At 41.0% G+C, this 26,661-nt stretch carries 20 protein-coding genes and 1 tRNA gene; 10 read left to right on the top strand and 11 right to left on the bottom strand.

All coding sequences use genetic code 11. From position 1 onward, the window contains the following. From FDK13_RS33275 to FDK13_RS36330, 4 genes are all read left to right on the top strand, one after another. Nucleotides 1–1,035, top strand: a 1,035-nt coding sequence (locus tag FDK13_RS33275; RefSeq protein ID WP_137344339.1) for an efflux RND transporter periplasmic adaptor subunit, incomplete at its 5' end; no start/stop codon positions are given. A 31-nt stretch (nucleotides 1,036–1,066) separates the two neighbouring features. Beyond that, a complete protein-coding gene (locus FDK13_RS33270) occupies nucleotides 1,067–4,222 on the top strand; it encodes an efflux RND transporter permease subunit (protein ID WP_137344338.1) in 3,156 nt (1,051 codons plus the stop codon). Between the two features lie 72 nt (nucleotides 4,223–4,294). After that, on the top strand, nucleotides 4,295–5,182 hold the full coding sequence (locus FDK13_RS33265) for a TolC family protein (RefSeq protein WP_229216328.1): 888 nt from the start codon (nucleotides 4,295–4,297) through the stop codon (nucleotides 5,180–5,182). Beyond that, nucleotides 5,128–5,637, top strand: a complete 510-nt coding sequence (locus FDK13_RS36330; protein WP_229216327.1) for a TolC family protein — start codon at nucleotides 5,128–5,130, stop codon at nucleotides 5,635–5,637. Before FDK13_RS33265 ends, FDK13_RS36330 begins: the two co-directional genes overlap by 55 nt. A 132-nt stretch (nucleotides 5,638–5,769) precedes the next feature. On the opposite strand, the gene FDK13_RS33260 is transcribed toward FDK13_RS36330, so the two are convergent. The 5 genes from FDK13_RS33260 to FDK13_RS33240 form a co-directional block, all read right to left on the bottom strand. Further along, nucleotides 5,770–7,617, bottom strand: coding sequence for a chloride channel protein (locus FDK13_RS33260; RefSeq protein ID WP_137344337.1), 1,848 nt, complete (start codon nucleotides 7,615–7,617; stop codon nucleotides 5,770–5,772). 123 nt (nucleotides 7,618–7,740) lie between these two features. Continuing rightward, nucleotides 7,741–10,146 carry a TonB-dependent receptor gene (locus FDK13_RS33255; protein ID WP_137344336.1) on the bottom strand — a complete coding sequence of 802 codons (2,406 nt, stop codon included), beginning with the start codon at nucleotides 10,144–10,146 and terminating at the stop codon, nucleotides 7,741–7,743. 225 nt (nucleotides 10,147–10,371) lie between these two features. After that, the gene (locus tag FDK13_RS33250) at nucleotides 10,372–11,793 is read right to left on the bottom strand and encodes an alanine/glycine:cation symporter family protein (RefSeq protein WP_137344335.1); all 1,422 of its coding nucleotides are present in this window, start codon (nucleotides 11,791–11,793) and stop codon (nucleotides 10,372–10,374) included. Nucleotides 11,794–11,999: 206 nt separating this feature from the next. Next, nucleotides 12,000–13,736 carry an APC family permease gene (locus FDK13_RS33245; protein WP_137344334.1) on the bottom strand — a complete coding sequence of 579 codons (1,737 nt, stop codon included), beginning with the start codon at nucleotides 13,734–13,736 and terminating at the stop codon, nucleotides 12,000–12,002. A gap of 102 nt (nucleotides 13,737–13,838) precedes the next feature. Next, nucleotides 13,839–15,932, bottom strand: coding sequence for a bifunctional alpha,alpha-trehalose-phosphate synthase (UDP-forming)/trehalose-phosphatase (locus FDK13_RS33240; protein WP_229216329.1), 2,094 nt, complete (start codon nucleotides 15,930–15,932; stop codon nucleotides 13,839–13,841). Nucleotides 15,933–16,420: 488 nt separating this feature from the next. Here FDK13_RS33240 and nhaA point away from each other — a divergent pair, with 488 nt between their 5' ends. The 5 genes from nhaA to FDK13_RS33215 all read left to right on the top strand — a co-directional run bounded on the left by nhaA (nucleotide 16,421) and on the right by FDK13_RS33215 (nucleotide 22,329). Next, nucleotides 16,421–17,731 (top strand): Na+/H+ antiporter NhaA, encoded by a 1,311-nt coding sequence (nhaA, locus tag FDK13_RS33235; RefSeq protein WP_137344332.1) that lies wholly within the window; start codon nucleotides 16,421–16,423, stop codon nucleotides 17,729–17,731. A 68-nt stretch (nucleotides 17,732–17,799) separates the two neighbouring features. After that, a complete protein-coding gene (locus FDK13_RS33230; protein ID WP_137344331.1) occupies nucleotides 17,800–19,119 on the top strand; it encodes a DUF389 domain-containing protein in 1,320 nt (439 codons plus the stop codon). Nucleotides 19,120–19,475: 356 nt separating this feature from the next. Next, nucleotides 19,476–20,555: a mechanosensitive ion channel family protein gene (locus tag FDK13_RS33225; protein WP_137344330.1), complete on the top strand. Its 1,080-nt coding sequence runs from the start codon at nucleotides 19,476–19,478 to the stop codon at nucleotides 20,553–20,555. 140 nt (nucleotides 20,556–20,695) lie between these two features. Next, nucleotides 20,696–20,950 carry a hypothetical protein gene (locus FDK13_RS33220; protein ID WP_137344329.1) on the top strand — a complete coding sequence of 85 codons (255 nt, stop codon included), beginning with the start codon at nucleotides 20,696–20,698 and terminating at the stop codon, nucleotides 20,948–20,950. Nucleotides 20,951–21,075: 125 nt separating this feature from the next. Continuing rightward, a complete protein-coding gene (locus FDK13_RS33215; RefSeq protein ID WP_137344328.1) occupies nucleotides 21,076–22,329 on the top strand; it encodes a cation:proton antiporter in 1,254 nt (417 codons plus the stop codon). Here the strand turns inward: FDK13_RS33215 and FDK13_RS36530 are convergent. Together FDK13_RS36530 and FDK13_RS36525 are read right to left on the bottom strand one after the other, a co-directional pair. Beyond that, the gene (locus FDK13_RS36530; protein ID WP_310588183.1) at nucleotides 22,292–22,456 is read right to left on the bottom strand and encodes a DUF305 domain-containing protein; all 165 of its coding nucleotides are present in this window, start codon (nucleotides 22,454–22,456) and stop codon (nucleotides 22,292–22,294) included. The genes FDK13_RS33215 and FDK13_RS36530 overlap by 38 nt on opposite strands. Nucleotides 22,457–22,488: 32 nt before the next feature. Then, on the bottom strand, nucleotides 22,489–22,635 hold the full coding sequence (locus FDK13_RS36525; RefSeq protein ID WP_310589954.1) for a hypothetical protein: 147 nt from the start codon (nucleotides 22,633–22,635) through the stop codon (nucleotides 22,489–22,491). A gap of 657 nt (nucleotides 22,636–23,292) precedes the next feature. Between FDK13_RS36525 and FDK13_RS33205 the strand changes: the two genes are divergently transcribed. After that, nucleotides 23,293–23,937 carry a class I SAM-dependent methyltransferase gene (locus FDK13_RS33205; protein ID WP_137344327.1) on the top strand — a complete coding sequence of 215 codons (645 nt, stop codon included), beginning with the start codon at nucleotides 23,293–23,295 and terminating at the stop codon, nucleotides 23,935–23,937. A gap of 1,137 nt (nucleotides 23,938–25,074) precedes the next feature. Here FDK13_RS33205 and FDK13_RS36325 read toward each other — a convergent pair. From FDK13_RS36325 to FDK13_RS33195, 4 genes are all read right to left on the bottom strand, one after another. Then, the gene (locus tag FDK13_RS36325; protein ID WP_229216326.1) at nucleotides 25,075–25,377 is read right to left on the bottom strand and encodes a tyrosine-type recombinase/integrase; all 303 of its coding nucleotides are present in this window, start codon (nucleotides 25,375–25,377) and stop codon (nucleotides 25,075–25,077) included. 61 nt (nucleotides 25,378–25,438) lie between these two features. Then, nucleotides 25,439–26,158, bottom strand: coding sequence for a tyrosine-type recombinase/integrase (locus FDK13_RS36320; RefSeq protein ID WP_229216325.1), 720 nt, complete (start codon nucleotides 26,156–26,158; stop codon nucleotides 25,439–25,441). After that, nucleotides 26,089–26,298, bottom strand: coding sequence for an Arm DNA-binding domain-containing protein (locus tag FDK13_RS36315; RefSeq protein WP_229216324.1), 210 nt, complete (start codon nucleotides 26,296–26,298; stop codon nucleotides 26,089–26,091). Before FDK13_RS36315 ends, FDK13_RS36320 begins: the two co-directional genes overlap by 70 nt. A 252-nt stretch (nucleotides 26,299–26,550) precedes the next feature. Beyond that, nucleotides 26,551–26,624: transfer RNA gene (locus tag FDK13_RS33195), tRNA-Arg, on the bottom strand. Nucleotides 26,625–26,661: the final 37 nt, after the last annotated feature.

Here is a 26,661-nt window from a genome sequence, read left to right as displayed (position 1 = left end):
GAATTAAAAACACAGAAAACAGAATTTCACCGAAAATACGTAGGTGACATACAAGCTGTGAAAAACGTAGAAATTTACGCCCGTGTTAAAGGATATCTGGAAGAAGTGTATGTTGATGAAGGAAAAGAAGTAAAAAAAGGTCAAATACTTTTCCGGATTAACAGTGAAGAATATGCCGCAGAACTGGCTAAGGCAAATGCAAGTTTACAAAGTGCCATAGCCGATGCAAAAGGTGCAGAACTTGAAATGGGGCGGGTGAAAATGCTGGTAGAAAAAAATGTAGTTTCTAAAACAGAACTCGAAGTTGCCAAAGCAAAATATGCCGCAGTAACGGCGAAAATTGAAGAAGCCAGATCGATGAAATCCAATGCTGCCATTCAATTAGCACAAACACAAATTAAGGCGCCATTTGATGGTATGATAGATCGTCTGCCTTTCAAAGTCGGTAGTCTTATCAATGAAGGAACGCTGTTAACTTCTCTTTCGGATACCAGAAATGTGTATGCTTATTTCAATGTATCTGAAAATGAATATTTGGAATACGTAAAAGCACGAGGAAAAACAACTGGTAAAGAAGCAGTTGTAGAACTTGAACTTGCCGATGGATCTTATTTTAATCATAAAGGAAATATTGAAACCATGGAAGGAGAATTTGACGAAGGAACCGGCTCCATTGCATTCCGTGCTCGTTTTTCTAATCCTGAAAAATTATTGAAACACGGTTCAACGGGGACAATTCGCCTTACCAATACCGTTGAAAACGCCATATTAGTACCTCAAAAAGCTGCTTTTGAAATTCAGGATAAAAGTTTTGTTTATGTAGTTGACAAGGACAATAAAGTGAAAACAAGAAGTTTTGTTCCAAGATCCAGGTCCGCGCATTATTACGTGGTACAATCAGGATTGGAAGCGGGTGACAAAATTGTCTACGAAGGAATTCAGGGTTTGAAGGAAGGTATAACGATCAATCCCAAAAATATTTCCATGGACAGCGTCAACGTAATAGCTGCGAAAGCGGATCTCACCTTACGCTAAATCTTTCCGGTTTTCACTTGAAATAAATCTTATGTTTGAAACTTTCATAAAACGACCGGTGCTATCACTGGTCATATCGGTTTTTATTGTCTTGCTAGGCGTTTTGGCGCTAACAGAATTACCAATTACCCAGTTTCCTGATATCGTTCCGCCGTCTGTTGTAGTTACAGCCAGGTACACCGGCGCGAATGCAGAAGTTTGTGCCAAAGCAGTTGCTACGCCGCTCGAACGCGCCATTAACGGCGTTCCCGGAATGACGTATATGTCATCCGTTTCAAGTAATAATGGAGTCACATTAATCTCAATTTCTTTCAAAGTAGGTACCGACCCGGATCTCGCTGCGGTGAATGTGCAAAACCGTGTTCAAACGGTAATCGATGAACTTCCGGAAGAAGTAATTAAAGCTGGGGTTACAACAGAAAAGGAAGTGAACAGTATGCTGATGTATCTGGATATTATGAGTTCCGATACCACTGTTGACGAACGTTTTGTTTATAACTTTTCTGATATCAACGTACTTGCTGAATTAAAAAGGATAGATGGAGTAGGTTTTGCAGAAATCATGGGAAGCAAAGATTATTCCATGCGTATATGGCTAAAACCGGACCGTATGGTAAGTTATGATGTTTCTGCTGATGAAGTCATTACGGCAATACGCGGACAAAATGTTGAAGCTGCACCAGGAAAAACCGGCGTTAGTTCCGGTAAAGAAACCCAAATGCTGCAATACGTTTTGCGTTATACCGGGAAAATGTTTGAACCAAAACAATATGAAGATATTGTCGTTCGCGCCAATGCSGAYGGYTCYGTTTTRAAATTAAAAGATGTTGCGGATATCGAATTTGGTTCTCTGGAYTATAATATGACTTCCAAGTCAGACGGTCGTCCTTCGGCTTCGATTATGTTGAAACAGCGTCCCGGATCYAACGCKCGTGACGTTATCGCCAATGTAAAAAAAMGAGTTGCAGAATTGAAGGAAACCTCCTTTCCACCCAACATGGATTATACGATTTCCTATGACGTTTCCAGRTTTYTGGACGCTTCAATTCATGAAGTAATCAGGACTTTGATTGAGGCATTTATCCTTGTAATTATTATCGTTTATATCTTCTTACAGGATTTTCGTTCAACACTTATTCCTGCACTTGCTGTTCCGGTGGCACTTATAGGTACGTTTTTCTTCATGCAATTGTTCGGGTTTTCGATCAATCTKYTGACACTTTTTGCATTGGTTTTGGCTATTGGTATCGTCGTCGATAATGCGATTGTCGTCGTCGAGGCCGTACATGCGAAAATGGCCGAAAAACATCTGGACGCTATGGAGGCGACCATTGAAGCGATGAAGGAAATGACTGGCGCTATTATCGCGATTACACTGGTAATGTCCGCAGTATTTGTCCCGGTAGCATTTATGTCCGGTCCGGTCGGRATTTTTTACCGCCAGTTTTCGGTAACGCTTGCAATTTCAATTGTGATTTCAGGCATTAACGCCCTGACMCTGACACCCGCATTATGTGCCTTGATGTTGAAAAACACACATGAYRCGCCGAAAAAAAATACACCATTACAAAARTTCTTTAACGGTTTTAACCGTGGTTACGATTCAATCTCCAACAAATACCGTGGACTGCTCGGATCGATCATTAACCGCAGAGTGATCACGGTTGGTCTGTTAATTCTTTTCTGCATCGGAACCTGGGGTGTTAATAGTGTTCTTCCAACTGGATTTATCCCGACGGAAGATCAGGGAATGCTGTACGTCAATGTTACAACACCCGTTGGCGCCACTGTTGAACGTACCGAAGTTGTGCTGGATGAGATCCARAAAGTTGCCGAAAGTTTTGATGAGGTTGAATCCGTTGCTACACTTGCCGGTTATAGTTTGATGACCGAGTCTGCCGGATCTTCTTATGGAATGGGCATGATCAATCTAAAAACCTGGGAAAATCGTAAAGCTTCTGTTCAGGATATTATTGTCAGGATGCAGGAAAAAACCAAACATGTTACAGATGCGGATATCCAGTTTTTTCCACCTCCTACCGTACCAGGATTTGGTAATTCCAGCGGTTTTGAACTTCGTCTGCAAGACAGAACGGGAAAAGGAGACTTGCAGGAAACGGCAAAAGTGACAAATGCTTTTATCAAAGCGCTGGCCGATTCCCCTGAAATCAATGCCGCTTTTACCAGTTTTGATGCCAGTTTTCCTCAATACATGATTCATGTAGATGCTGATATCGCTGCGAAAAAAGGTGTAAGTGTGGATAATGCGATGAGTACTTTACAGACTTTGGTAGGCAGTTTTTATGCATCAAACTTTATCCGTTTTGGACAAATGTATAAGGTGATGGTGCAGGCCGAGCCAAGTGCGAGGAAAAACCCGGAAGACATTTTGAAACTGTATGTTAAAAACAATCGCGGGGAAATGGTGCCGTTTTCTACTTTCATCAGGCTCGAACGTGTTTACGGACCTGAACAATTGACCCGATACAATATGTTCACCTCATCCATGATCAATGGCGATGCAGCACCAGGTTACAGCAGTGGTGACGCAATCAAAGCCGTTGAACGTATTGCAAARGAAACTTTACCAAAAGGATATACATACGACTGGTCGGGTATGACGCGGGAAGAAATCCTTTCAGGAAATCAGGCACTCTATATTTTCGCGATTTGTCTGTTATTTGTTTATCTCTTGCTGGCAGCTCAATACGAAAGTTTCCTACTGCCCTTACCGGTAATTCTTTCCTTGCCAACCGGGATTTTCGGGGCATTTTTGGCACTCAAACTTCTCGGTTTGGAAAACAATATTTACGCCCAGGTTTCGCTGGTAATGCTCATCGGGCTTTTAGGGAAAAATGCAATCCTGATTGTTGAGTACGCCATTCTTCGACAAAAAGAAGGCCGGACTGTTTTTGAGGCCGCACTCGAAGGAGCTACGGAAAGGTTACGTCCGATCCTGATGACTTCTTTTGCTTTTATCGCAGGTCTTATTCCTCTTTGTATTGCCTCGGGTGCCGGTGCTTTGGGCAACAGATCTATTGGCACGGCTGCGGCCGGAGGTATGTTGATCGGCACATTGTTTGGGGTCATTATTATTCCGGGACTCTATGTTTTGTTCGCAACATTGGCTCTTCCTAAAAAACCTTCTGCACAAAAACCGGAACGGGAAGAAGTTCTGCTTCACTGAACCTGAAAAGATTATCCGGCAGTCATGACGAAATCGTCATGACTGCGCCTTTTTACTAACTGCATTCAATTAATGAAAACACATAAAAAAGCTTATCAAACCCTTCTTGCTGCAACTTTACTTTTCCTTAGCGGATGTAAAATGATGCAGCCTGTTCAACATGCTTCTTCGATACGAACGCCGGGAACTTTTGAAAATCAAACCGATTCAACCGGAATTGGTGCGATGCAATGGAAATCATTTTTTAAAGATCCAAATTTGACCGCTTTGATCGACACTGCTTTGCTCAACAATCCTGATTTAAAAATGGCAGTTCAACGGATTGAAATGGCTAAAACAAATATCTTACTAGCAAAAGGCGCTTTATTGCCGGCTGTAAACGCAGAAATTTCTGGTGGCGGCCGCAAATTTGGAGATTATACAATGGATGGTGTTGGAAATTATGAYACYAATTTTTCYGAAAATATCAACAGTGACAGAAGACTCCCCGCGCCTTTCATGCCCGATTATTTCGTGGGATTCAGAAGTACCTGGGAAGTGGATATCTGGGGAAAATTAAGAACGCAGCGAAAAGCTGCTTACACTCGTTTTCTGGCTACCCAAAAAGGAAGAAATTTAGTCGTAACAAGTCTGATCGCACAGGTCTCTCGACTTTATTACGAGCTTTTAGCAATGGATTCGGAGTTGAYGATTATTCAAAAGAATATCACTTTACAGCAATCCGCAGTTGAAAATATCAAAATCCAAAAAGAAGGAGGAAGGGCAAATGAATTGGGAGTAAGACAGTTTACGGCGCAATTACTAAATACGCAAAGCCTGGAAATTCAGATCAACCAACGCATGGTGGAAGCTGAAAACAGTCTGAATCTTTTATTGGGACGTTTTCCCAGGCGGAACTGGAATTATTGGCAAATCATGCAGATCTGCAAGCTGCGAGACTGGCATTTTTACCTTCTTTAAATATTACTGGATTATTAGGATTTAATGCTTTTAAAGGTTCTTTATTGTTCAATCCCGGCTCGATAGCGTATAACGCACTGGGAGGATTAGCAGCTCCTATTTTCAATCGCAAAGGACTTAAAGCAGGCCAAAAACGTTTTGAAGCGGCTAGCATTGAATCGTTATATGCTTATAACAAAGCAATTTTGACTGGTTTCCAGGAAGTGAGTACAAGTTTGAAAAAGATAGAAAACACGAAGAAAATCTCAGATTTCAAGAAGCAGGAAGTTGACGTTTTACAACTGGCAGTTATAACATCAAGAGATCTTTTCACGACTGGTTATGCTACCTACCTTGAAATTATTACTGCTCAGAAAAATGTTTTGGAAGCGGAACTGGCATTGACAGAAGTTCAAAAAGATCAGCATTTAGCTTTGATTGATTTGTACAGGTCGCTTGGTGGTGGTTGGGAATAATCATTAGAATTTAACCGAAATCAACGCATGTAAAAGGCCAAGGAATGAAAACTCATATCCGGGGCCTTTTACCTTACATCTTGCAGCTTTCTTAAAATCCCGATCAGCGCAAAAATTTAAGTGATGCTCCTTTTAACCAGAATGTTCCTGCAGGAGCCTTCTATAACAGTCCAAAACCGTCGATTTGGATACAAAGCCGGCAAATTCTCCTGTTTTTCTGATCACAGGTAAGTTCCACAGGCCAGTCTGATCAAACTTTTTCGCTACTGTAACGACTGAATCATTTTCGCCCACAACCGTCTTTGGTTCCTTCATCAATGATGCGATTAGTAGCGACTCATTTTTGTTCTCGTTGAACAATGTTGGCCTTATATCATTCAAATTTATAACCCCTTTTAAATTCCGGTTTTGATCCAGCACCGCAATCAGGTTTCTCTTTCCATTTCTTATCACTTCAGCCAACTCCTCACCCGACGCCTGATAATCAACAATTTGGGTCTCTTTATCCAGTAAATCCATGGTATGAAGCAGTGAAAGAAGGTTCCGATCATACTCTCTGGTAAAAATCTGTCCATTTTCGGCCAAAGCCTTTAAATCAGGAGAAATAGGTGAAAACCATTTTGCAATCAGAAAAGAAATTGTTGATACAATCATCAAAGGAATAAAAAGGTCATAACCCGAACTTGATTCTGCAATCAGAAAAATTGCCGTTAAGGGCGCATACATGACCCCGCTCATCACACCAGCCATCCCGACGATAATCATGTTGGTCATCGGTACGTCGGCAAGACCGATCTGTGTACAAAGCAGGGCGAGTACAAAACCTAAAGAGCCCCCTGCAAAAAGTGACGGCGCAAAATTGCCGCCGTTTCCGCCACTGTAGATTGTAATTGAAGTGGCAAAAACTTTCAGCATACAAATTACGCCAACAAAAACAATAATAACCCATTGCCTATATTCAAGATATCTAAAAAAGCTACGATCAATAACCTGGAAAATTTCCCCATTGGTAAAGGATTTGATTGTATCGTAACCCTCTCCGAATAGTGGCGGAAAAAGTACGCAAAGCAGCGATAAAACAGCACCGCCAATCATGGCCTTTTTAACCCTTGAGAAATTCAGACGGTGAAATAAAGCCTCCATACGCTGGCTTACGACCAAAAAATACCGGCCATATAAACCGCATAACAAGGCAAGGATTAAATAATACGGAAGATTGTGGTAATTAAATACGCCCCGTGCGTGGAACTGAAAAAGAACTTGTTCGTCCAAAAGGACCCTGGAAACCAAACTGCCGCATACTGCGGCGACAACCAGAGGTATGAAGTCGGTGAAAACCACACCGGTTAGCAGGATTTCAAAAGCAAACATTACACCGGCAATCGGTGCGTTAAATGCGGAAGCAATGCCGGCTGTGGCCCCTGCTGCCAAAAGTAAAGTGCGTTCGCGATAGTCGAGTTTATAGGTCTGAGCAAAATTCGAACCGATAGCCGCGCCGGTTACCGCGATCGGGCTTTCCAGACCAGCAGAGCCACCCAGCCCAACAGTAATGGCACTCTGCACAATCTGTGAATACATTTTGACGGGTAAGACATTACTTGCATTCTGGGCAATTTCGTAAAGTATAAGAGGTATCCCCTTTTTATCCAATCCATGAAAAAATATTTTCACCACGATTACAGTAAGGACAACACCTAAAAAAGGAAAAATCAAATAAAATAGAATCTGGCCTTCAAAATGCACTTTGTGCTGAATCACGTAGTGGATATAATGAACCAGCGATTTTAAGATTACACCGGCAAATCCGGCACTACATCCCACCATCATACCCGAAAGGATAAGAAACTGATTTCTGGTCAGAATACTTTTAAGCCAGAAAATAACAATTTCATAACTTTTGAATTTGTCAATGCTGTACCTTGTAAAATTCCTTCTGAATTTTAAAAAACTGTAATATTTCTTTACTGTACTATTTCTCACTGAATTCTCTTAAAAATCTAATTTAACACTTTTCTTGTCGCATTACGGGGTAAATTCCTATTATTTTGATTCTAAATAGCACTGTTTCCCCGGTAATGAATTGAGCCGAAACCCGGCTTACATTTAACTATCTTCGCCACTGTCAGCATCGTCGTTATTTCTCTCTTTGGCTTTTGAACCATTCAGCCGGTAAGAGAATGTGACAAGAAACTGACGTGCGCGCCACTGAAATTCAGACCTGGAATAATAACCGGCGGTCTGCGTGATGCTACGCCGTTTTCTGCTGTTAAATAAATCCCGGACGCTCGCTGTCACCGTTCCCCTTCCTTTCAGTATGTCCCTTGAAAGCCCAAGGTCAATAGAATACTGGGACAACTCTCTGCCCTGGGTTGTCTTTCTTGGCGCCCGGTAATTGAGCGATGATTGAAAATCGATATTTTTGAATAGTGTAATCCGGGAAGACGCCCTGCCGGTCCAGGTATAGGTATCGCTCCGGAGTTTTCTGTCCTGATAAAAACCTTCATTGGTTGCCCTGAAAAAATTAGCGCTGGCAGTCCACTTCCACCACTCAAACGGATCATAGGAAAGGTTAAATTCTAATCCATAGGAATTACCAGTCGACAAATTAATTGGGGTAATTGTTGTAAAACCCGCCGAATCCACGGCTGTAATATTTTCGACAACGCCTAACCGGTGCCGGTAATAAAGGCTCGAAAGCAATGAACCTTTCTCCATATTCAGCAGGTGACCCGCTTCAAAGGAATGCGTATATTCAGGATTCAACAGCGGATTGCCCGCTCTAAAAACCCTGGGATCGCTAAAATTGGAAAAGGGAAGCAAACTTCTGAAACCCGGGCGACTGAGCCGGTAACTATAACTAAGTTGAATCGTCTGCTTATCCTGCAATTTATAAGAGAGATGGACGCTCGGAAACAAATTAAAATACTTCCGGTGATTCGATACGTTTGTCTTTTTAAGCTCCGATAAGATATCGGAATACTCGCCCCGAAGTCCCGCCTGTACAAAAAATTTGCCAAACTGATCACTTGCCATCAGATAACCGGCACTGATCTTTTCATCGTAACCGAACCTGTTATCGAACTGCGGCAAAATAATCCAGTTTAATTCCTGGTTTTGCTGGTGCACCGAAAAATCGTTGTCCAGTAGTCTGAGCGAACTTTTCAGACCTACCTCAACTTTCCCGGTTTTACTATACGGATGAATATAATCAAGCTGAAAAAGAAAGTTCTTCTCATCCTCAGTATTAAATGAGCGCTGTTTAAGCTGCTGGGTTTCTCCATCCGTGGATTGGTTGAATAGCGAAGCCTCGGTTTCGGCGCTGACAATATACTTCCCGACAAAACTCAGGCTTTGTCCTTTCTTTTTAAAGGTCTTGTTATAATTTAAAGCGGCTTCCAGATTAGCCCGGGGCTCCTTTTCATTTTCGCTTCTCAGCACCGTTCTGCTCAGAGTGTTATTAAGATCAAAATCCCTGTATTCGAGCATCGTATTATTTTTATTTCTGGATTTACGGTAAGAGAGTGTCGCAGTCAGCGTATTGTACTGATTCAGAAAATAATCCATTCCCAGACCAAAGGTATTCGAATAACCACTGCGCGATCGGGTATTATTCTGTTCGTATACAAAACTTGTATCGGCACTGGTATATTGCTGGCGTGATGTACCTCGCCCAGGAGAATCCCTGTACAGATGCCCGTAATTTGCACTCAGGTTTACTTTTTTTGTTCTGTAATTCAAATTAAAAGATCCGGCAAAGTTAGACGGGTAACCTCCCGTGGCCGTGAAAGATCCGTTTACACCATAGCGAATATTTTTTTTCATGACAATATTCAGGATTCCCACCTCTCCTTCTGCATCATAGCGCGAAGACGGATTTGTAATAATTTCGATACTTTCAATCAAATCCCCGGGAATTTGTTTAAGTGCTTCTGCGGGATTCATCCCAACCATGCCCGACTGTTTCCCATCAATCAAAATCCTGACGTTCTGACTTCCACGAAGCGCCACATTTCCATCCACATCAACAGTCACCGAAGGCATATTATTGAGAATATCCGAAGCATTGCTGCCGATGTTGCTCATGTCCTTTCCGACATTAAATACGCGCTTATCCAACTGCAATTCCAACTGACTTTTCTGCCCCGTTACTACAACCTCACTTAAAACCCGCGCATCGGCTGCCATGGTAATCACGCCAAGATTTAAATCCTTGGTTGTAATTTTCACCCCGGAAACAATTTTATCGTCCAAGGCCAGGTAGGTGATTTTAAGAAAATAATTTCCAATTTCACTAGGCATTGAAAATTGACCATTTTCATCGGAGACAATCCCGCCAACTAAAGAAGAATCTTTAACAGAATATAGTGCAACGTTTGCAAATAAAACAGGATTTTTATCAGCATCTTCAAGCTTACCTGAAATACGATACTTTGGGGAAGATGTTTGCTGGGCGGGCGAATAACGAGGTAGCCCTATGCAGAAGCATAGTAAAATCAAAGAGATTTTCATAGCGGAAACAGATTTGTGCCAGTCGCTGCGTGAGATTTGCTACGGAGGCGTTTGCAATGGATAAGTTTGTTAGACTAAAAAGTAAACCTGGGGTTTAATATCTTTTCTGTCTTCACTCTATAAATAACATAAATAACTGTATCACAGCATGGTATAAACAAAAAAAATGCAGTCCCTAAGAGCTGCATTCTTTAAAAATCTGTATGATTTGTATTCAATTACGCATTAATTCCATTCCTCCGCATTTTTTACACCCATTTCCCGGGCACTGTAAACCGGGTCTTTACCCTGCTGCTTTTGGTGTTGATAATCTTTAAGTGCGTCAAGCGCAGGCTTTCTTAATAGCAAAATGGCAATGATATTCAGCCAGGCCATCAGGCCGACACCAATATCACCAACGGTCCAGGCCAATGCCGCAGTTTTTATCGAACCATAAAATGTAGCCGCCATAATCAGGGCGCGAAGTCCCCACAAAAACACTTTACTGTCGCTTTTCTTCATCAAATAACTCAAATTAGTTTCAGCAATGTAGTAATAGGCCATAATAGTTGTGAAAGCAAAGAAAAGAAGCGCGATCGAAACAAAACCACTACCCAGCGAAGGGAAATGGGAATTGATTGCCTGCTGGGTAAATTCAGAACCGATGGCCATTCCTTTAACATTTTCAACCAGAAAACCTCCTGCGGGGTTGACTACATTAAATTTCCCTGTGAAAAGAATCATCAGCGCCGTGGCTGTACAAACAAAAAGCGTATCAACATATACCGAAAAAGCCTGAACTAATCCCTGCTTGGCCGGATGACTCGCCTCAGCCGCCGCTGCCGCATGAGGAGCCGTTCCCTGCCCTGCTTCATTGGAATAAATACCTCTTTTAACACCCCATGATACGGCCATACCAAAAATACCGGCAAAAGCGGGTTCCATATCAAACGCTGAACGAATTATCAGACCAAAAACCGCTGGCACCTGTGTAATGTTTAAAACAATAATAATCAATGCCATCAGAATATAGGCACCCGCCATAAAGGGAACCACAAACTCGGCCACCTTACCAATCCTTTTAACACCGCCGAAAATTATAAGTCCCAACATCGCTGTTATCACCGCACCTGAGATCTCCACAGGAATATCAAACGCAATTTTAGCGCTGCTTGCAATACTGTTACTCTGCACCCCCGGCAAAAATACAGCCGTGCTTAAAATGGTAGCCACCGCGAAAAGAGTAGCATACCATTTAATGCCTAGTCCTTTTTCAATATAAAAAGCAGGGCCGCCCCGGTATTGACCATCTTTCACCTCTTTATAAATTTGACCTAATGTCGCCTCCACATAGGCGGATGCGGCGCCAAGAAATGCAATGGCCCACATCCAGAAAACAGCACCTGGTCCTCCCATGGCAATAGCCGTTGCAACGCCGGCAATATTGCCTGTACCGACCCTTCCTGATATGGCAATAGCAAATGCCTGAAAGGATGAAACTCCTTTTTCAGAAGATTTCCCGCCAAATAGCAGTCCGACCATGTCTTTGATGTAGCGGACCTGAAGAAATCTTGTTACGAAAGAAAAGTAGATTCCTGTGGCCAGACAAAGAATGATAAGCGCATTACTCCAGATAATGTCGTTTAGTAAATTAATGAGTGATTCCATCAGAGGTGGTAGATTCGGGATACTTTGTTAATCTTAAATATTTTGTATTCTTTAAATAAAGAAAGTGAAAATTTGCCAGACTACTCCCAGAACCTTTTAAAACAAATAAAATACCTTCGAAATATAATATTTTCACGAAAATGAAAAAAGGATAAAAACTTACGTTTTTATCCTTTTTGGTAACTCATCAAGTATGATTAATTCGGCTAAATAATCAGCCTGACCCCTCCTAGTTCTGAAACATGGTGTGAAAACCTATCGCTTGGAGAACTGATAAACATAAAATTGATAGGTATATTCCATTCCCTGCTTAGACGCTGAATAATTTGCGGACCAAAAATGCCGTGTATCTGAATATACTCAATTTTAATTTCGGGATAAGCCCTGTCGAGCACATCCAGGTCTCTTAAAAAATCTTCTGAAACCACTCCCCCGTCTTTTAAAACGGTAACAATTTTTAGTTTTTTAGTAATTTCATTTTCCTGAACATAAATCATCACTTTATTCAGAATTGAAATGTCATCGCCCTTGGTAAAGTAGACAAATTCCTGCTCGCTGAGTTTTTTAATTGCCCTAGTCAGATGAAATTTGCTGGCAGCGGCAACCTTTTTCACAGATGTAAAAAAACTATCAACCACCACAAGCATATACTGCATGATCTCGTTCCTGTTCAGCAAAAGCGTAATGATGATGATAGACGGGAGGAAGTATTGCAGAAAAACGATCAGATACTCTGCATGCATAATCACATTCCCGTAAAGTGCTGCCATCACCGCCATAACAGCAAGTGCTACTGAGAAAATAGATGCCCTCTCAGGCCTTGGGAGCCTGCTTCTTTTAATCTTTAAAAGAAAATTACCAAAGCCAAAATAGATCATTACCAAAAGGAATGAAATCGTATAAACACCTGCCAACGGACCAAGCTGACCCTGTGTAATCAGAAGTACCGACAGACAAAGAAGGTAAAACAGGATAAGAATTCTGGGAGAACTTCCGTTTTTGTTTTCCTTTAAAAGAAACTGTGGCAGGATACGGTCCAGGGTCATTCGTTTGATAAGACCATTTACGCCTACATAAGAAGTCAACAAGGCCCCGCTCAAAACCAGCACAGCATCCACCGAAATAAAGGTGGAAAGCCATGGACCGGCTGTGCTGTTACCAAGATGAGATAATAATGCTTCCTGATGCACGGCAACTTCTGTCAGAGGCAACACCATAACAGCAGCCAGGGCCATTAAAGGATTAATAACCGTAACGGCCACCCACATGTTCCGAAGTGTTTTTCGGAACACACCTCTTTTTTGCTCCTCAACAAAATTAGCCGAACTTTCAAAACCTGAGATGCCAAGCATCGCGGTGCTAAAACCTAAAAAAAGCGCTGTGGCAATCCCTCCGTGTGCAGGCGTTTTAAAATTATCGGAAGCTATATCAAAACCATGAATAGAGACAAACCATGCAGCACTTATAATCAAGGCAACCATGGCAAAAATGTGAAGAATAAAGATCACGATCGCGACAATGGATGATTCACTAATACCTGACATCACTAAAAATAAAAATGCTGTAATTAGTCCACCGGTTGCGAGCATAACCGGCAGCGAGGGTAAAATGCCATGCAGATAGTGCATCGCTTCACTGGCAGAAATAACAGCCGTAGTCATGTAAGACAAAATAGTAAGACATGCTGCAATGGAAGCATTACTTTTGCTGGTCGTATTCAAAAGTACGTTGTAAGCTCCGCCATTCAGGGGAAGCGCGCCAACCACTTCGCCATAAATTCTGCGAAAAAGGAAAAGGACTATGGCCACAAAAATCAACGCAAGCCACGCATACTGTCCTGCATAAATGATCGTAAGAGAGGAAACATATAAACAGGATGAAGTAATATCATTACCACAAATAGCTGTTGCGGCCAGTTCATTTAGTTTTTTTTGGTGTTGCATAAACTTAACAATGAAAAACTTTAAACACCAAAATCATGCCCGGTTTAACCCGGCAAGTGTTAGTATGATAAGTAAGGCCAGTTCGGACCAATAATACTGTCACTAACCAGCCGAAACCATAAAAGTCAGAAAATGGTATACTTCATCCTGATTTCTGATGTGATTTCGGGCAGAAGATAAATCATCTCCAATTTTAATGGTATAAGCTGTTTCGGGTAACGCCTCAAACATATCTTCATCCGTCGTATCGTCTCCAATGGCTAAAATAAAATCATACACCCCTCCTTCGACAAAACTTCTTGCCGCTGTACCCTTGTTGTAAGCAGTCTTTTTGACCTCGACAACTTTGTTTCCCTCTATAATTTGCAAGTTCAGTTCCGGCTGAATAAAATTCTTGAGCTGCCAGGCCAGCTCCTGGGCTCTTCGGTCAGCATATTCGGCATCATCAGCAACACGGAAATGCCAGGCCAAGGAGGTTTCCTTTTCTTCAACGAATGCTCCGGGACACCTTTTAGCATACAGATCAAGTATAGGCCTGATACTATCTATCCAGTTTTCCTCATAATTTTCATTTAAAACCCACTCCTCCTGACCTTTGGTTTTGATCAATGCGCCATGCTCGGCAATGATATGAACCGGCAGTCCCTTAAAGCGCTCATCCAGAAAAAGACGGTCTCTTCCGCTGATAATGACGACAGTATTGCGCTCTGCAAGTTCCATAATCAGATTTTTCACCTCGTCGGAAACATTCGCCTGAGAGGGATCCGGAACCAATGGCGAAAGCGTGCCATCATAGTCAAAGAACAAAATTCTGTTTTTGCTGGCCCTGTAAGCTTCACGCATTTGGGCAATGCCCTTATTTGTTAACAAAACTTGTTTTAGTCGTTCGTATTCTTGTTCAAGCATCATCATTTGGGTAAAAAAGTCATTGGTCCATGCAAATACATCATAGTCTCTGATCCGCTCACGCATAGCATCCATTCTCTTGGTCTGCTCCTGAGCCGGCATCTCAAATGCTTCCTGAATGGCCTGGGCAATCCCATTAATATCAAAGGGATTAATAATCAGCGCCTCGCCAAGCTCCTGTGCAGCACCTGCCATTTCGCTCAGAATCAGCACACCCTGAGAATCTTTCCGGCTGGCTACAAATTCTTTGCACACGAGGTTCATTCCGTCGCGAAGGGGCGTAATCAGGGCCACATCACTGGCAGTGTACATCCCCACCAGCTCAGGATAGCTCATCGAGCGGTACTGGTAAATAATAGGTTGCCAGTAAATATCGCCATATGCTGCATTGATCCTGCCAACGGTTTGATCGATCTCCATCTTCATAAACTGATATTGTTCGATCGTATCACGGGAGGGAACCACAACCATCACGAAAGAAACCTTTCCGTGCCACTGTGGATAGTCTTGCAGAAATTTTGTGAAGCCATGCAAACGATGTCTGATCCCTTTCGAATAATCCAGCCGGTCCACCGAAAAAATTATTTTCTCCATCAGTGAGGCTCTGCTTTGATCACGGACTTCGGCGACCTCAGGATCATCATAGGAACCATTGAATTTTTCATAATCAATGCTGATCGGAAAAGAATCTATTTTAACGATCCTGTTTCCCATATGTACATAATGCAACTTATTACCGTAACCCGATACCAGACGGGCAGCTTTTAGAAAGTTCTCAACGTAGTCATTGGTATGAAATCCTACTACATCCGCACCGAGAATTCCGTCAACGATCGCTTTCCGCCATATCACAGGCAGCATCCGGAACAGTTCATAGGAAGGAAAAGGAATGTGAAAGAAGAATCCGATTTTATTGTCAGGATATTTCTGCCGGATCATTTCCGGCAATAGCATCAGCTGATAATCCTGCACCCATATGGTGTCTCCTGGCTGAATCACCTGATCAACTTTGTCAAAGAAAAGCTTATTTGCTGTTTTGTAAGCCTCAAAATAATGATCTTCAAACCGGGCCAGGTAGGGAAAATAATGGCATAACGGCCATATTAAATTATTGCAGAATCCTTCATAATAATCTTCATTAACTTGTTCGGGGATAAAAACGGGATGCACCTGAAAAGAATCATTTTCGATTGATAGCCCTCCCAGCTCCTCCTCTGTCTGCTCGCTATACCCAATCCATTGAATTTTTTCCTGCTTACTAAAAAAAGAATCCTTTCTCTCAGCTGTCAGCGACAGTACTGCTGAGACGAGTCCGCCAGAGTTTGCCTGAGTTCTATATGCTCATCGTGATGAATAATTTTAAAAGGTACCCTGTAAGCAACTACAATTAATCTGCCTGAACTTTGTATTTCTTTTTGATCTGTCATACGTGTTAAACGATCCCATTTCAGAGTTCATTTTCTTAAAAATAGGCAAATAATCGTGTAAAGACAAAATTTCAATGAGTTAATTACAATCAAAGAGTAGATTTTATTTGGTTTTTAGCAGCGACAGAAATAAAATTCCAAATTTTTATTTCATGTATTTCCCCAAATCTTTCCAATTTATTAAATTGTTATAAGACACTATCGTTCAAATAATTAATCAGTTCAAATTGAAAGAGTGAATAAAATCAATCGGACTCCATATGATCGATTACTTCTCCGTATTTTGAATAGTATAAAGTGTTTAGTAATATATTTGCAAACTCACCTTCCAAATCCCGAACGACCTTCAAGATGGCAAAATCCCCGATTGATCAGATATTAAGCCCGGTAAGCAAATTTATACATCAGGAGTTTACAGGCGGCATCATTCTTTTTATCAATGTGATTGTGGCCATTGTTTGGGTAAATTCTCCCTGGGGAGAATCCTATCATCATTTGTGGGATACTAAACTTTCGATCGGCTTTCACGACTTTGTCTTCAGCAGGCCTTTGCATGTCTGGATCAATGACGGCCTTATGGCGCTATTCTTTTTTGTGATTGGATTGGAACTGAAAAGAGAGTTTATTGCCGGCGAATTATCAACGCTAAAAAAAGCATCGCTTCCTATGATGGCTGCCTTGGGCGGGATGCTGGTACCTGCGGGCATATATTTTCTACTGAATAAAAATCTTGAATCTGAACATGGCTGGGGAATCCCGATGGCGACCGATATCGCTTTTGCGCTTTCGCTGTTGTCGATGGCCGGCAGGCACATTCCAGGTTCGGTAAAGGTATTTCTTTCAGCCCTTGCCGTAGCCGATGATTTAGGCGCCGTACTTGTGATCGCTTTTTTTTACACCGCACATATTGCCTTTACACCTTTAATCTTCGCAGGTGTCCTGCTGGCAATTTTAACGATTGGAAATTTACTGGGCGTTCGCAGTACACTTTTTTATCTGATCATCGGCATCGCTGTCTGGGGCGGATTTATTTTTTCAGGCGTTCATGCTACAATCGCAGGCGTACTGGTTGCCTTCACAATCCCTGCCCGGACTAAAATTGATGAAAATGAATATGTCAGTAAAATCAGAACGTATATCACCAATTTCGAAAATGAAATCCCGCAAAACGGATCACTAACGACCGCTGAGCAGCATCAGACCATCGAAAAAATAAAAAAACTAAGTACCGATGCGGAAACACCGCTGCAAAAAATAGAATATTCACTGCATCCCTGGGTAGCCTTCGTGATCATGCCGTTATTTGCTTTGGCTAATGCAGGCATGGTGATCGGAAGTGACTTCTTTTCTTCTTTGCTTAACCCTGTTAGCATTGGCGTTTCAGCCGGACTGTTAGCCGGAAAATTTATAGGCGTGTTACTTTTCACTTATTTGATGGTACGGTTTAAATTCTCAGAATTACCTTACCAGACAACCTGGAACCATATCATCGGAGTTGCGATGCTCGCAGGAGTCGGTTTTACTATGTCACTTTTTATCACAGGACTGGCTTTCAGCCACGCAGAAATGGTCGACCAGGCAAAATATGGTATTTTACTTGCTTCTGTCATCGCAGGCGTGTCTGGAATTGTTTTTTTGAAGAGTATCAAACAGGAAAGCTAAAACAATATCAGGTTACCTTCAAGGGTACTGCCAATATTTTAAACTGACCTATTTTCAGCGGAAACTACATGGGAATAAATGATTTGCTTAAAAGGTTTGACATTTCATCCGAAAGGGAAGAATATTCCACAATTCATGACAGTGTGGAAAACGGTATTGAATTCAAAGGCACGAACCTGTGGATTCTGATCTTTGCCATATTTATTGCATCGGTCGGGCTTAACGTCAATTCGACTGCCGTTATCATTGGGGCCATGCTCGTCTCTCCTTTGATGGGACCCATTCTGGGCATGGGATATAGCATTGCCACATATGACTTTTCTTTATTTAAAAAAGCGTTTGTCAACTACCTTTTTGCCATCATCGCCGGCCTTTTGACCTCAGCGCTCTATTTTTTTGTTACCCCTATCTATCAGGCGCATTCGGAACTTCTTGCCCGGACTCAGCCCAGTATTTACGATGTAATCATTGCGTTGGTAGGTGGACTTGCGGGTATTGTCGCCATTTCAAGCAAACACAAGGGAAATGTTGTTCCGGGCGTAGCCATTTCTACGGCGCTGATGCCTCCGCTCTGTACTGCTGGTTATGGCCTCTCATCTGGGAACTGGCCGTTTTTTTTCGGCGCTCTCTACCTTCTGACGATTAATACCGTTTTTATCGGTAGTGCCACATTGATTACCGTCCGGCTGCTAAGATATCCGATCCGTAATTATGCGGATGAAAATCAAAAAAGAATGGCCAACCGGTGGGTCTCCTTTATTGTGGTGATCACCACGATTCCAAGCATTTACTATGGCTATCTGCTAGTACAAAAAGAGAATTTTATCCAGAATGCCAACAATTTCATCACAAACGAAAGTTACATTGAGGGTGATTTTCTGCTAAAAAATGAACTGGACCCGGCAAAAAGGCAGATCAAGCTGATTTACGGAGGAAAGATGATTGATAATCCAGACAAACAGCGCCTGGCCAAAAGAAAAAACATATATGGCCTTCATGATGCGACACTGATCATCCAGCAGGGATTTTCTATCAACGACGTATCCAAAGATCTTACCCAGGACGAGCGCTACCAATCAGAAATAAACCGTCTAAAAACGACACTCGGCCTTGCAATTCAAAAACAGGACAGTATTACCAGGACAAAAAAAATGGGAAATCCTCTTTACCAGGAAATGAAACCTCTTTTTCCGGAGATCCGGTACTGTTCTGCGGATAAACAAACGTTTTATACAGATGCAAACCTGGTAAAACATTTTAACGTAGTGGTTTTAGGTACGACCAACCCCAAAAAGACTAACCGGGACTTAACAAGAATCAGCAAATGGCTGAAAGTCAGACTAAAAAGTGATTCATTAAAACTGTATATCGAAAAATCTACTTTTTAACTTTATCTTCTACTCTCCTGGATTTCGGGCTCGATACTTTCATTAAAGGTTGATTCACAGTATTATTTTTCGTAGATTGGGATCTGTTAATAAATTTGCTGCTGTGTAGCTTTCATTATTGTAGCTGCCATGTTACCGATTTTTTTGATCTGCCGGGGCCTTTTTGCTCTACTACCTATTTTTTAAATCAGCACCCGTTTCGCTGATTTAAAAAATTCAGAAAGGGACTAAATTCAACAGTTTTTAAGTTTGTTTCTGTTTGTCTCCAAGGATTTTACTCTGAGTTTTTCATTTGCCCGGCTGCAATTTTCTATTTCAATTATCGGTGATTAGGGCTCTATTTAATCCCAATCATTATGAATGACTTTTTCAACCAACCTCTCTTAGCCAACCCACTTTCTTCCTGGCTGTTTGCCGCAGCCATTATCACTGCTATATTTATCGGCATCCGGCTTACACGGCACTACGTTTTAAGGCGTTTAAAATCCTGGTCTTTAACCACCACAACAACCTGGGACAATTTTTTGGTGGAAATGACTGAAAATTCAGTGGTACCGTTTCTTTACATCGCAAGCGTCTATTTTGCCATTTCCGCTTTACAATTACCCGCTAAAATTGAAAGAGTTGCCGACATTATATTTCTTGTCTCAACTACCTTTTTTTCGCTTCGGATTCTTAGTGCTGCATTCAAAAAATTTGTTTTCTCCTTTATCCATACACAGGAAAACAGCGAGGCAAAAGAAAAACAAGCCAGTGGACTGATATTGATTATCAATGTGGTCATTTGGATATTTGGTATCATCTTTATGATCGACAATCTTGGCTACGATGTCACCTCGCTCATCGCCGGACTTGGAATAGGAGGTATAGCGATTGCATTAGCTGCTCAAACGATCCTAGGTGATCTTTTCAGTTATTTTGTTATCTTTTTTGACAAACCGTTTGAGATCGGTGATTTTATTGTAATCGATGATAAATCAGGAATTATAGAACACATCGGCATTAAAACAACCCGGATACGTACACTTGGAGGTGAACAGCTGGTTTGCTCGAACACAGACCTGACCAATTCAAGGCTTCATAATTACAAACGGCTTAAGCAAAGACGGATTTTGTTTACGCTTGGTGTCACCTACCAGACCCCTCATCAACAGCTTTCGGAAATCCCCGCGCTTTTAAAACAGATTATTGAGTCAAAACCATACGTCAAATTTGATCGTGCTCATTTTTCTGGGTATGGCGATTTCAGTCTTAATTTTGAAATCGTGTATTATATTCTGGATTCAGATTACAGCTTGTACATGGACAAGCAGCAGGCCATTTACCTGGATATTTACAAGGCCTTTGAAGCGAGAGGTATAGAATTTGCATATCCAACTCAGACGCTTATGGTTCAGGCACAGAATAATTCGCTGAAAAGTGTGTCTTCAATTTAAATATTTAACCGGCAGCACCATCTAACTATGCTGTCGGCAACAATAAAAGCTTGAGCGGAATCTCGACAGGATTCGTTAATGATAATGCGTTATTTGTGGTGAAGTAGTGTTTATCAAACAACCTTAAAAAATAAACCCCTATGACAAAACATGAAGCTGAACAATGGATACGGCAGGCCCAGAAATATATAGGAGCTAAAAAGCCAGTTGTTACAAAGAGTCAGTTAGGATTCCCTTCAACGATCGAGCCTTGCAGACTTGACAGTGTAATGCTAAAAGAAGACAATGGAGACTTTTTCCCAATCGCGCGCCTTAGGTCGGTGAATACGGGAATTTTATGTGGACAGGAAGATTTAGAACAAACCCTTGAGTATTTACACCGGGTGGGTAACTAGCTTTGCCGCAGGTCTAATTGTTTAATAGAAACCTGACAGTAATCACATAAATACTTGCTCGATTTCCCCAAAACTTCAGCTGGGACGTAAGGTCCTTCACTAGTAAATAAAAACGAATCCCGTTTATGGAATTATTTGTACTATTCTCCATTCTGATTACTCTTGCTGCACTTTTCTCCTATATCAATGTAACCTTGTTGAAACTTCCCTCCGGCATAAGTCTTATGCTCATGGGTTCTGTGGCCGCTTTGGGTGTTATTGCCTTAGGTCATATTTCGCAAAGCTTTACAGAAATCGTTCAGCAGAAGCTTGAACTGATCGATTTTTCAGAATTTCTCTTAGGTATCCTGTTAAGCTTTTTACTTTTTGCCGGATCCCTTCATGTCAATCTAGATGACCTGAAACAATCGGCAAAAAGCATTACCAGTTTTGCTGTGCTAGGCACGATCCTGTCCACTTTCATAGTAGGTTACTCATTCCATTATCTAATGGATTTATTTGGGCATCCCTTACCCTTGCTTCTTTGCCTGTTGCTTGGAGCGCTAATCTCCCCTACTGACCCGATCGCTGTGATGGGCATTTTAAAAAAGGCCAACCTATCAAAAAAAATAGAAACCAATATTGTAGGAGAATCGCTTTTTAACGATGGGATTGGCGTGGTAATTTTTGCAACGCTGCTTAAAATCGAATCAGTAGGCGTAGCGAATTTCGGGGTATGGGAGATCAGCTTATTGTTTGTGCAGGAAGCAATTGGCGGTATCACGCTAGGCGTCGGGATAGGATTTCTGGGGTATAAGCTAATGAAATCGATCGACCATTTTCAAACCGAAATCTTAATTTCGCTGGCCATGGTGATGGGTGGCTATTCGCTTTGTCATTATCTTCATGTTTCTGGGCCATTAGCTATGGTCGTAGCAGGAATCATGACCGGAAACAGAGGCACTGCACTTGCGATGAGTGATGAAACCCGTGATTATTTGGGTAAATTCTGGGAAGTGACCGATGAGATCCTTAATGCCATTCTTTTTATGCTAATCGGTCTTGAAATTGTCGTAGTTGATTTTGAAACCAGTTATATTATCACTGGCCTTATTACCGCCGTTATTGTCATTACAGCGCGATTGATTGCGCTGTATTGCACGGCTTTTACTTTCGGTTTTGCCCGGAAAATGGGAAACGGAACGCTGAAAATCATGACATGGGGCGGACTCCGAGGAGGAATTTCCATCGCGTTGGCACTTTCATTACCACCAAGCTCTCACAAAAATATAATTGTTTCAGTGACCTTCGTTGTTGTTTTATTTTCGATTCTAGTCCAGGGATTTACAATTGCACCCCTTATCAAGAAATTGAACAGCAAAGGAATCTCTGAGCAATGAAAAAGCTATTTTCCTCCCTTTCCAAAATAGCCTTCATTTGTGCAATTTCCTCTCTCTGTGATTTTATAATACCCTCAGCAAGTTTTTTGACCTCCGGATAATTAAGATTGGCTACCTGACTGGTCATAATGGCCGAGGAATGGTGTGGGATCATCGCTCTCATGTACTCTCTGTCACTGATAAAATTTGGTCTCTTAGACCGGCGAAACTCAAAACAAAAACCAGAATACTTACTGCATAGATCAACGTATTCCATTTTTTACTGTTATACATGCCCGGCATAAAAATCAGCATGATCAGTGCCATGGCTGATATCATTAAAAGGGTCATGTAAACCGGGTTACGCTTAAGTAAATGTGATCCATTTGATCCACATTCAAAAACATCACACTATACATAATAACAAACGACACAAACAGCATCCCAAAGAATATTGATTACTTTCCATGATTTCACAATTTAGTTAATGAAAGTACTCCCTATAAAAAACAATACGAAAAAAAAAATCAATCGCAATCCTTTTCATTTAAATCCTTTGGTTCGTTTCTCGCTGAATATCAGCACCTGGTTTCTGGAAAACAAAGACTGTTTGTTGAAAAGGAATTCCATCAACGATTAACCCCGCGATAATAATTTTGATTGCTCCAGTGACAGCTGTCCCGGATAACAAATGAAAAAGAATAACCGAAACCTACCAAAAGATAAGCAGTTTGACAGTACCGGATCAGCGTTGATATTAAATTAACATCTTCGAGAAGAAGAAGAAGCTTTTACAGTCGCTGTAAAAATGATTAACAGTTAGCATTCCAATTGCACCCTGGACTGATTATTTTACTGCATCAAGTTGAGACAGTTCGTTTCGACAACATAAATTAAAAACAGACTTATAAAATCATTTCCCCAGTCTATTTTGAACGTATGCCTTATCACAAAAAATGTTAGAAAATTGATCGAATAAAAAAAATGTTGACTAACAACTATGAGTATATCGCCGGAACCTATGACTGGATCAGCCGGTTGATTTTTCAAAAATCTATTATTAATTCTCAAAAATCACTCGCAGCTTTCATGATTTCCCCTTCGGATATTCTTATCGTGGGTGGTGGAACTGGTGGAATTCTGGAAGAAATCACCAGGCTACACCCCGATGGGCTCCGCATTACTTACTTGGATATTTCCTCGAAGATGATTGCTCTTGCTAAAAAAAGAGATATTAAAAAAAATGAAATTAATTTTCTCCAGATGCCGGTAGAAAGTTATTTCACCGACCAAAGATTTGACTTCATTATTACCTGCTTTGTTTTTGACAATTTTTCAAATCAGAAATCCAAATCCATTTTCAATCTTCTCGACAATCTGCTTCGAGTTAAGGGATCCTGGTTATTCGCTGACTTTCAGGTACAAAAGGATTGGAATAGATTATGGCAAAACGCTCTACTAAAATGTATGTATTGTTTTTTTTGGATTGTCTGTAGTATCGAAGCAGTCAACCTTCCTGACATGGATGAAAACTTTAGGCAGGCAAATTATACTATCTTTTATCACCGACAACATTTTTTTAGGTTTATCCAGTCAGTGGTTTACCGCAGAGACGAAGCAGCACAATGACCGTAGTGGCAGCACTCAATATTGTCTGGCCCCTTGTAAATGTTATTATCAAACACCCAAAAACCAAAAAAAATAAATACATCGCTAAACATCAGATTTAAATCGAGCTAATTAATCGCTAAGGCCTTGGAAGATTAAGGTCAGCTTTTAACTCCTTGATTTGCTGTGTAGGCTGGTTACAATGGGCGGATATCAGCAGGATGAATTGATAAGCATTGTATACAACAATGGGTAATACAGGGACATGATTCCATAAATCTTCCTTAGTACTTTTAACAAAGGCTATCAATTTTTACGCTTTTCTTTAAAAGATCTAAGTGCTTCATGCGAATTTGCCGGTTCCAGGGCTTAAAATGTTTTCGATTTATGCGAACGGTCTTCTACAGCTTTGATCAATTGGTGATCAGTAAATTTGATTTCTTTACTTTTTTCAGGATTTGCAGGCTTTTTAGTGGCTCTTCTACCATCATCCGGAGGTTATTTCCCGCAACTGCAATATGTTTAACACATTCTTTAATACACCATTTGTCGGCAGCAGGTTTGAACGCTAATTGTGAAACGTTCAAATGTTTTACTACGCCAATTACTGCTAGTTCCGTTTGTGTTCAAAAGTTCATGGCATTGTCACTTTCCTACGCCGTATGCATTATAGATTCAGCTTCTAAGTGAGTGTTTGCCTTCGTTACCAATTGTTGCTGATCTGTGTTTTTTCTCTGTACCTCGCTTATATTAACGCCCAAAGCTCAGGAGTACATAAAAGTAAACAGACCTCCTTCCGGAATGTATTTATTAAATTTGGAGATGATGGAATAGAAAAATTCATCAATAATTAAAATGTGTTGGATTGTTCAAACAAGGCAAGCTATTAGAAGCATATTACGCATAGTTTTAAAGTTTTTATAAAAATGACAAAGATAAAAATACTTATAAATGACTTATTGTCAAATACTTATAAGTCATTAATTTTGAGAGGTTTTAAAGATCAAAAGCAAAAAGAAATCCTGTTAAAATTGAATTTTAACAGGATTTCTTAAGCCTTGCAAAAAAATGTATGGTCTGGACGGGACTTTTAAAAATTATCACCGTTACGAAACGAAGCCTAGTCTCCCGGTATTTCTACAAGTCATTGACTAAAACTCACTTTCCTTTTGCAAGTTTTTCTTTCAATATCAGCATATCGCTGCTCACTTTCATGTTTAGAATTCTAGCATAAATCTGGGTTGTACGAATGTTCGTATGTCCCAGCATTCGAGATACTGTCTCTATCGGTACTCCATTCTGTAACGTAATCGTGGTTGCAAATGTGTAACGAGCGACATGGCAGGTCAACGATTTGCTGATACCACACAGTACTGCAATTTCTTTTAAAAAATCATTCATTTTCTGGTTGCTTGCAACAGGTAAGAGATTCCCCCTTAAGACCCGAACAGGATTTTCCAAGTATTTGTCGACAATCGCTTTGGCCTCAGGCAGCAGCGGAATGTTACATTCCTAATTTGTTTTAACCCCGCCGTATGAATATCCATTGCTGCCCGTCAAATCCTTCAACAATGTCGGAGGGCTTTAGATTGTGGACGTCGCTGTAAGAAAGACCTGTATAACAGCAAAATAGAAATGAATCCCTGACTTGTGTAAGCCTTTCTGAAACAAATTTTTTATCAGCAATCAAATTAATCTCTGTTTGTGTAAGTATGGCTTTATCTGCTTTCTTGTATTTCCCCTTGAAGTTCGAATATGGGTCGACTTGAATCCAGCTATTATTTAAACAAATGTTAATTATCTTTCGAAGCATTTTCATGTGTCTGACTACCGAATTATTACTCATTTTACGAACGGAACGTAGATAAAATTCATAGTCACTGACAAAAGCGAAATCGACTTTTTTGATATCCAAATCTGATGCCCCAAATTTCGCCTTTAAAAAAGCCCTGGTATGGCTTTCGAGCACTCTATATCGATTAAGTGTCCCTGGTGCATACTCTGTTCCTACAAGCGCTTCCATTCGCTGGTTATGCTCTTTGATTACTCCCAACAGAAGTTTGGGATTTTCAACCCGGCCATTGAATTTATCTTTAACTGATTCGGCTGTAATTAGCTCACCGCATCTTACAAGTTCACTATGGGCACCAAATACTTTCTCCTGTAAAGTATTTAGGTATGCATTTGTGGCCCGAACGTCTTCTTTACTGCCAGATAACCTACCGGCTTTACTGTGTTCCATCTTTTTGGATCACATTGCCTTCCCGTGGCAATTTCAATCCGTTTGCCGTTGACGGTCAATCTTAAATAAATCGGCGCTTCACCACCGTCATAATTCTTTTGCTTTCTCACATAGAAAAGCAGACTCAAATTTGCCGTCATAACTTTTAAGTTAAAAGGTTAAACAAAATTAGTCTTGCAAATCCGGTAGCACAAGATGTTCTTCGGCATAACATGCTGCAATACAATTGGTTACGCGTATTCTGGTGAGTTGGAGAATTCAGAGATCTAACTCACCGAATTACTCACCTTTTTTTTGAGAATTATTGAATATTTCGGGGTATTCCGCAAAAAATAAAACTCCTGCAAATACTTGATTTGCAGGAGTTTAGCGAGTTTTGATACTCTTTTCTGTGATCCCGTTGTGATTCGAACACAAGACCTACTACTTAGAAGGCAGTTGCTCTATCCAGCTGAGCTACGGGACCGTTTAAAATAAAAACAGTTGGTGATATGCAGCGAGCA

The sequence above is a fragment of the Dyadobacter frigoris genome, from assembly GCF_005280585.1.
Classification (GTDB): Bacteria; Bacteroidota; Bacteroidia; order Cytophagales; family Spirosomataceae; genus Dyadobacter; species Dyadobacter frigoris.
The sequence above is the reverse complement of the archived record's forward strand: the minus strand, read 5'-3'. Positions and strand labels throughout refer to the sequence as shown.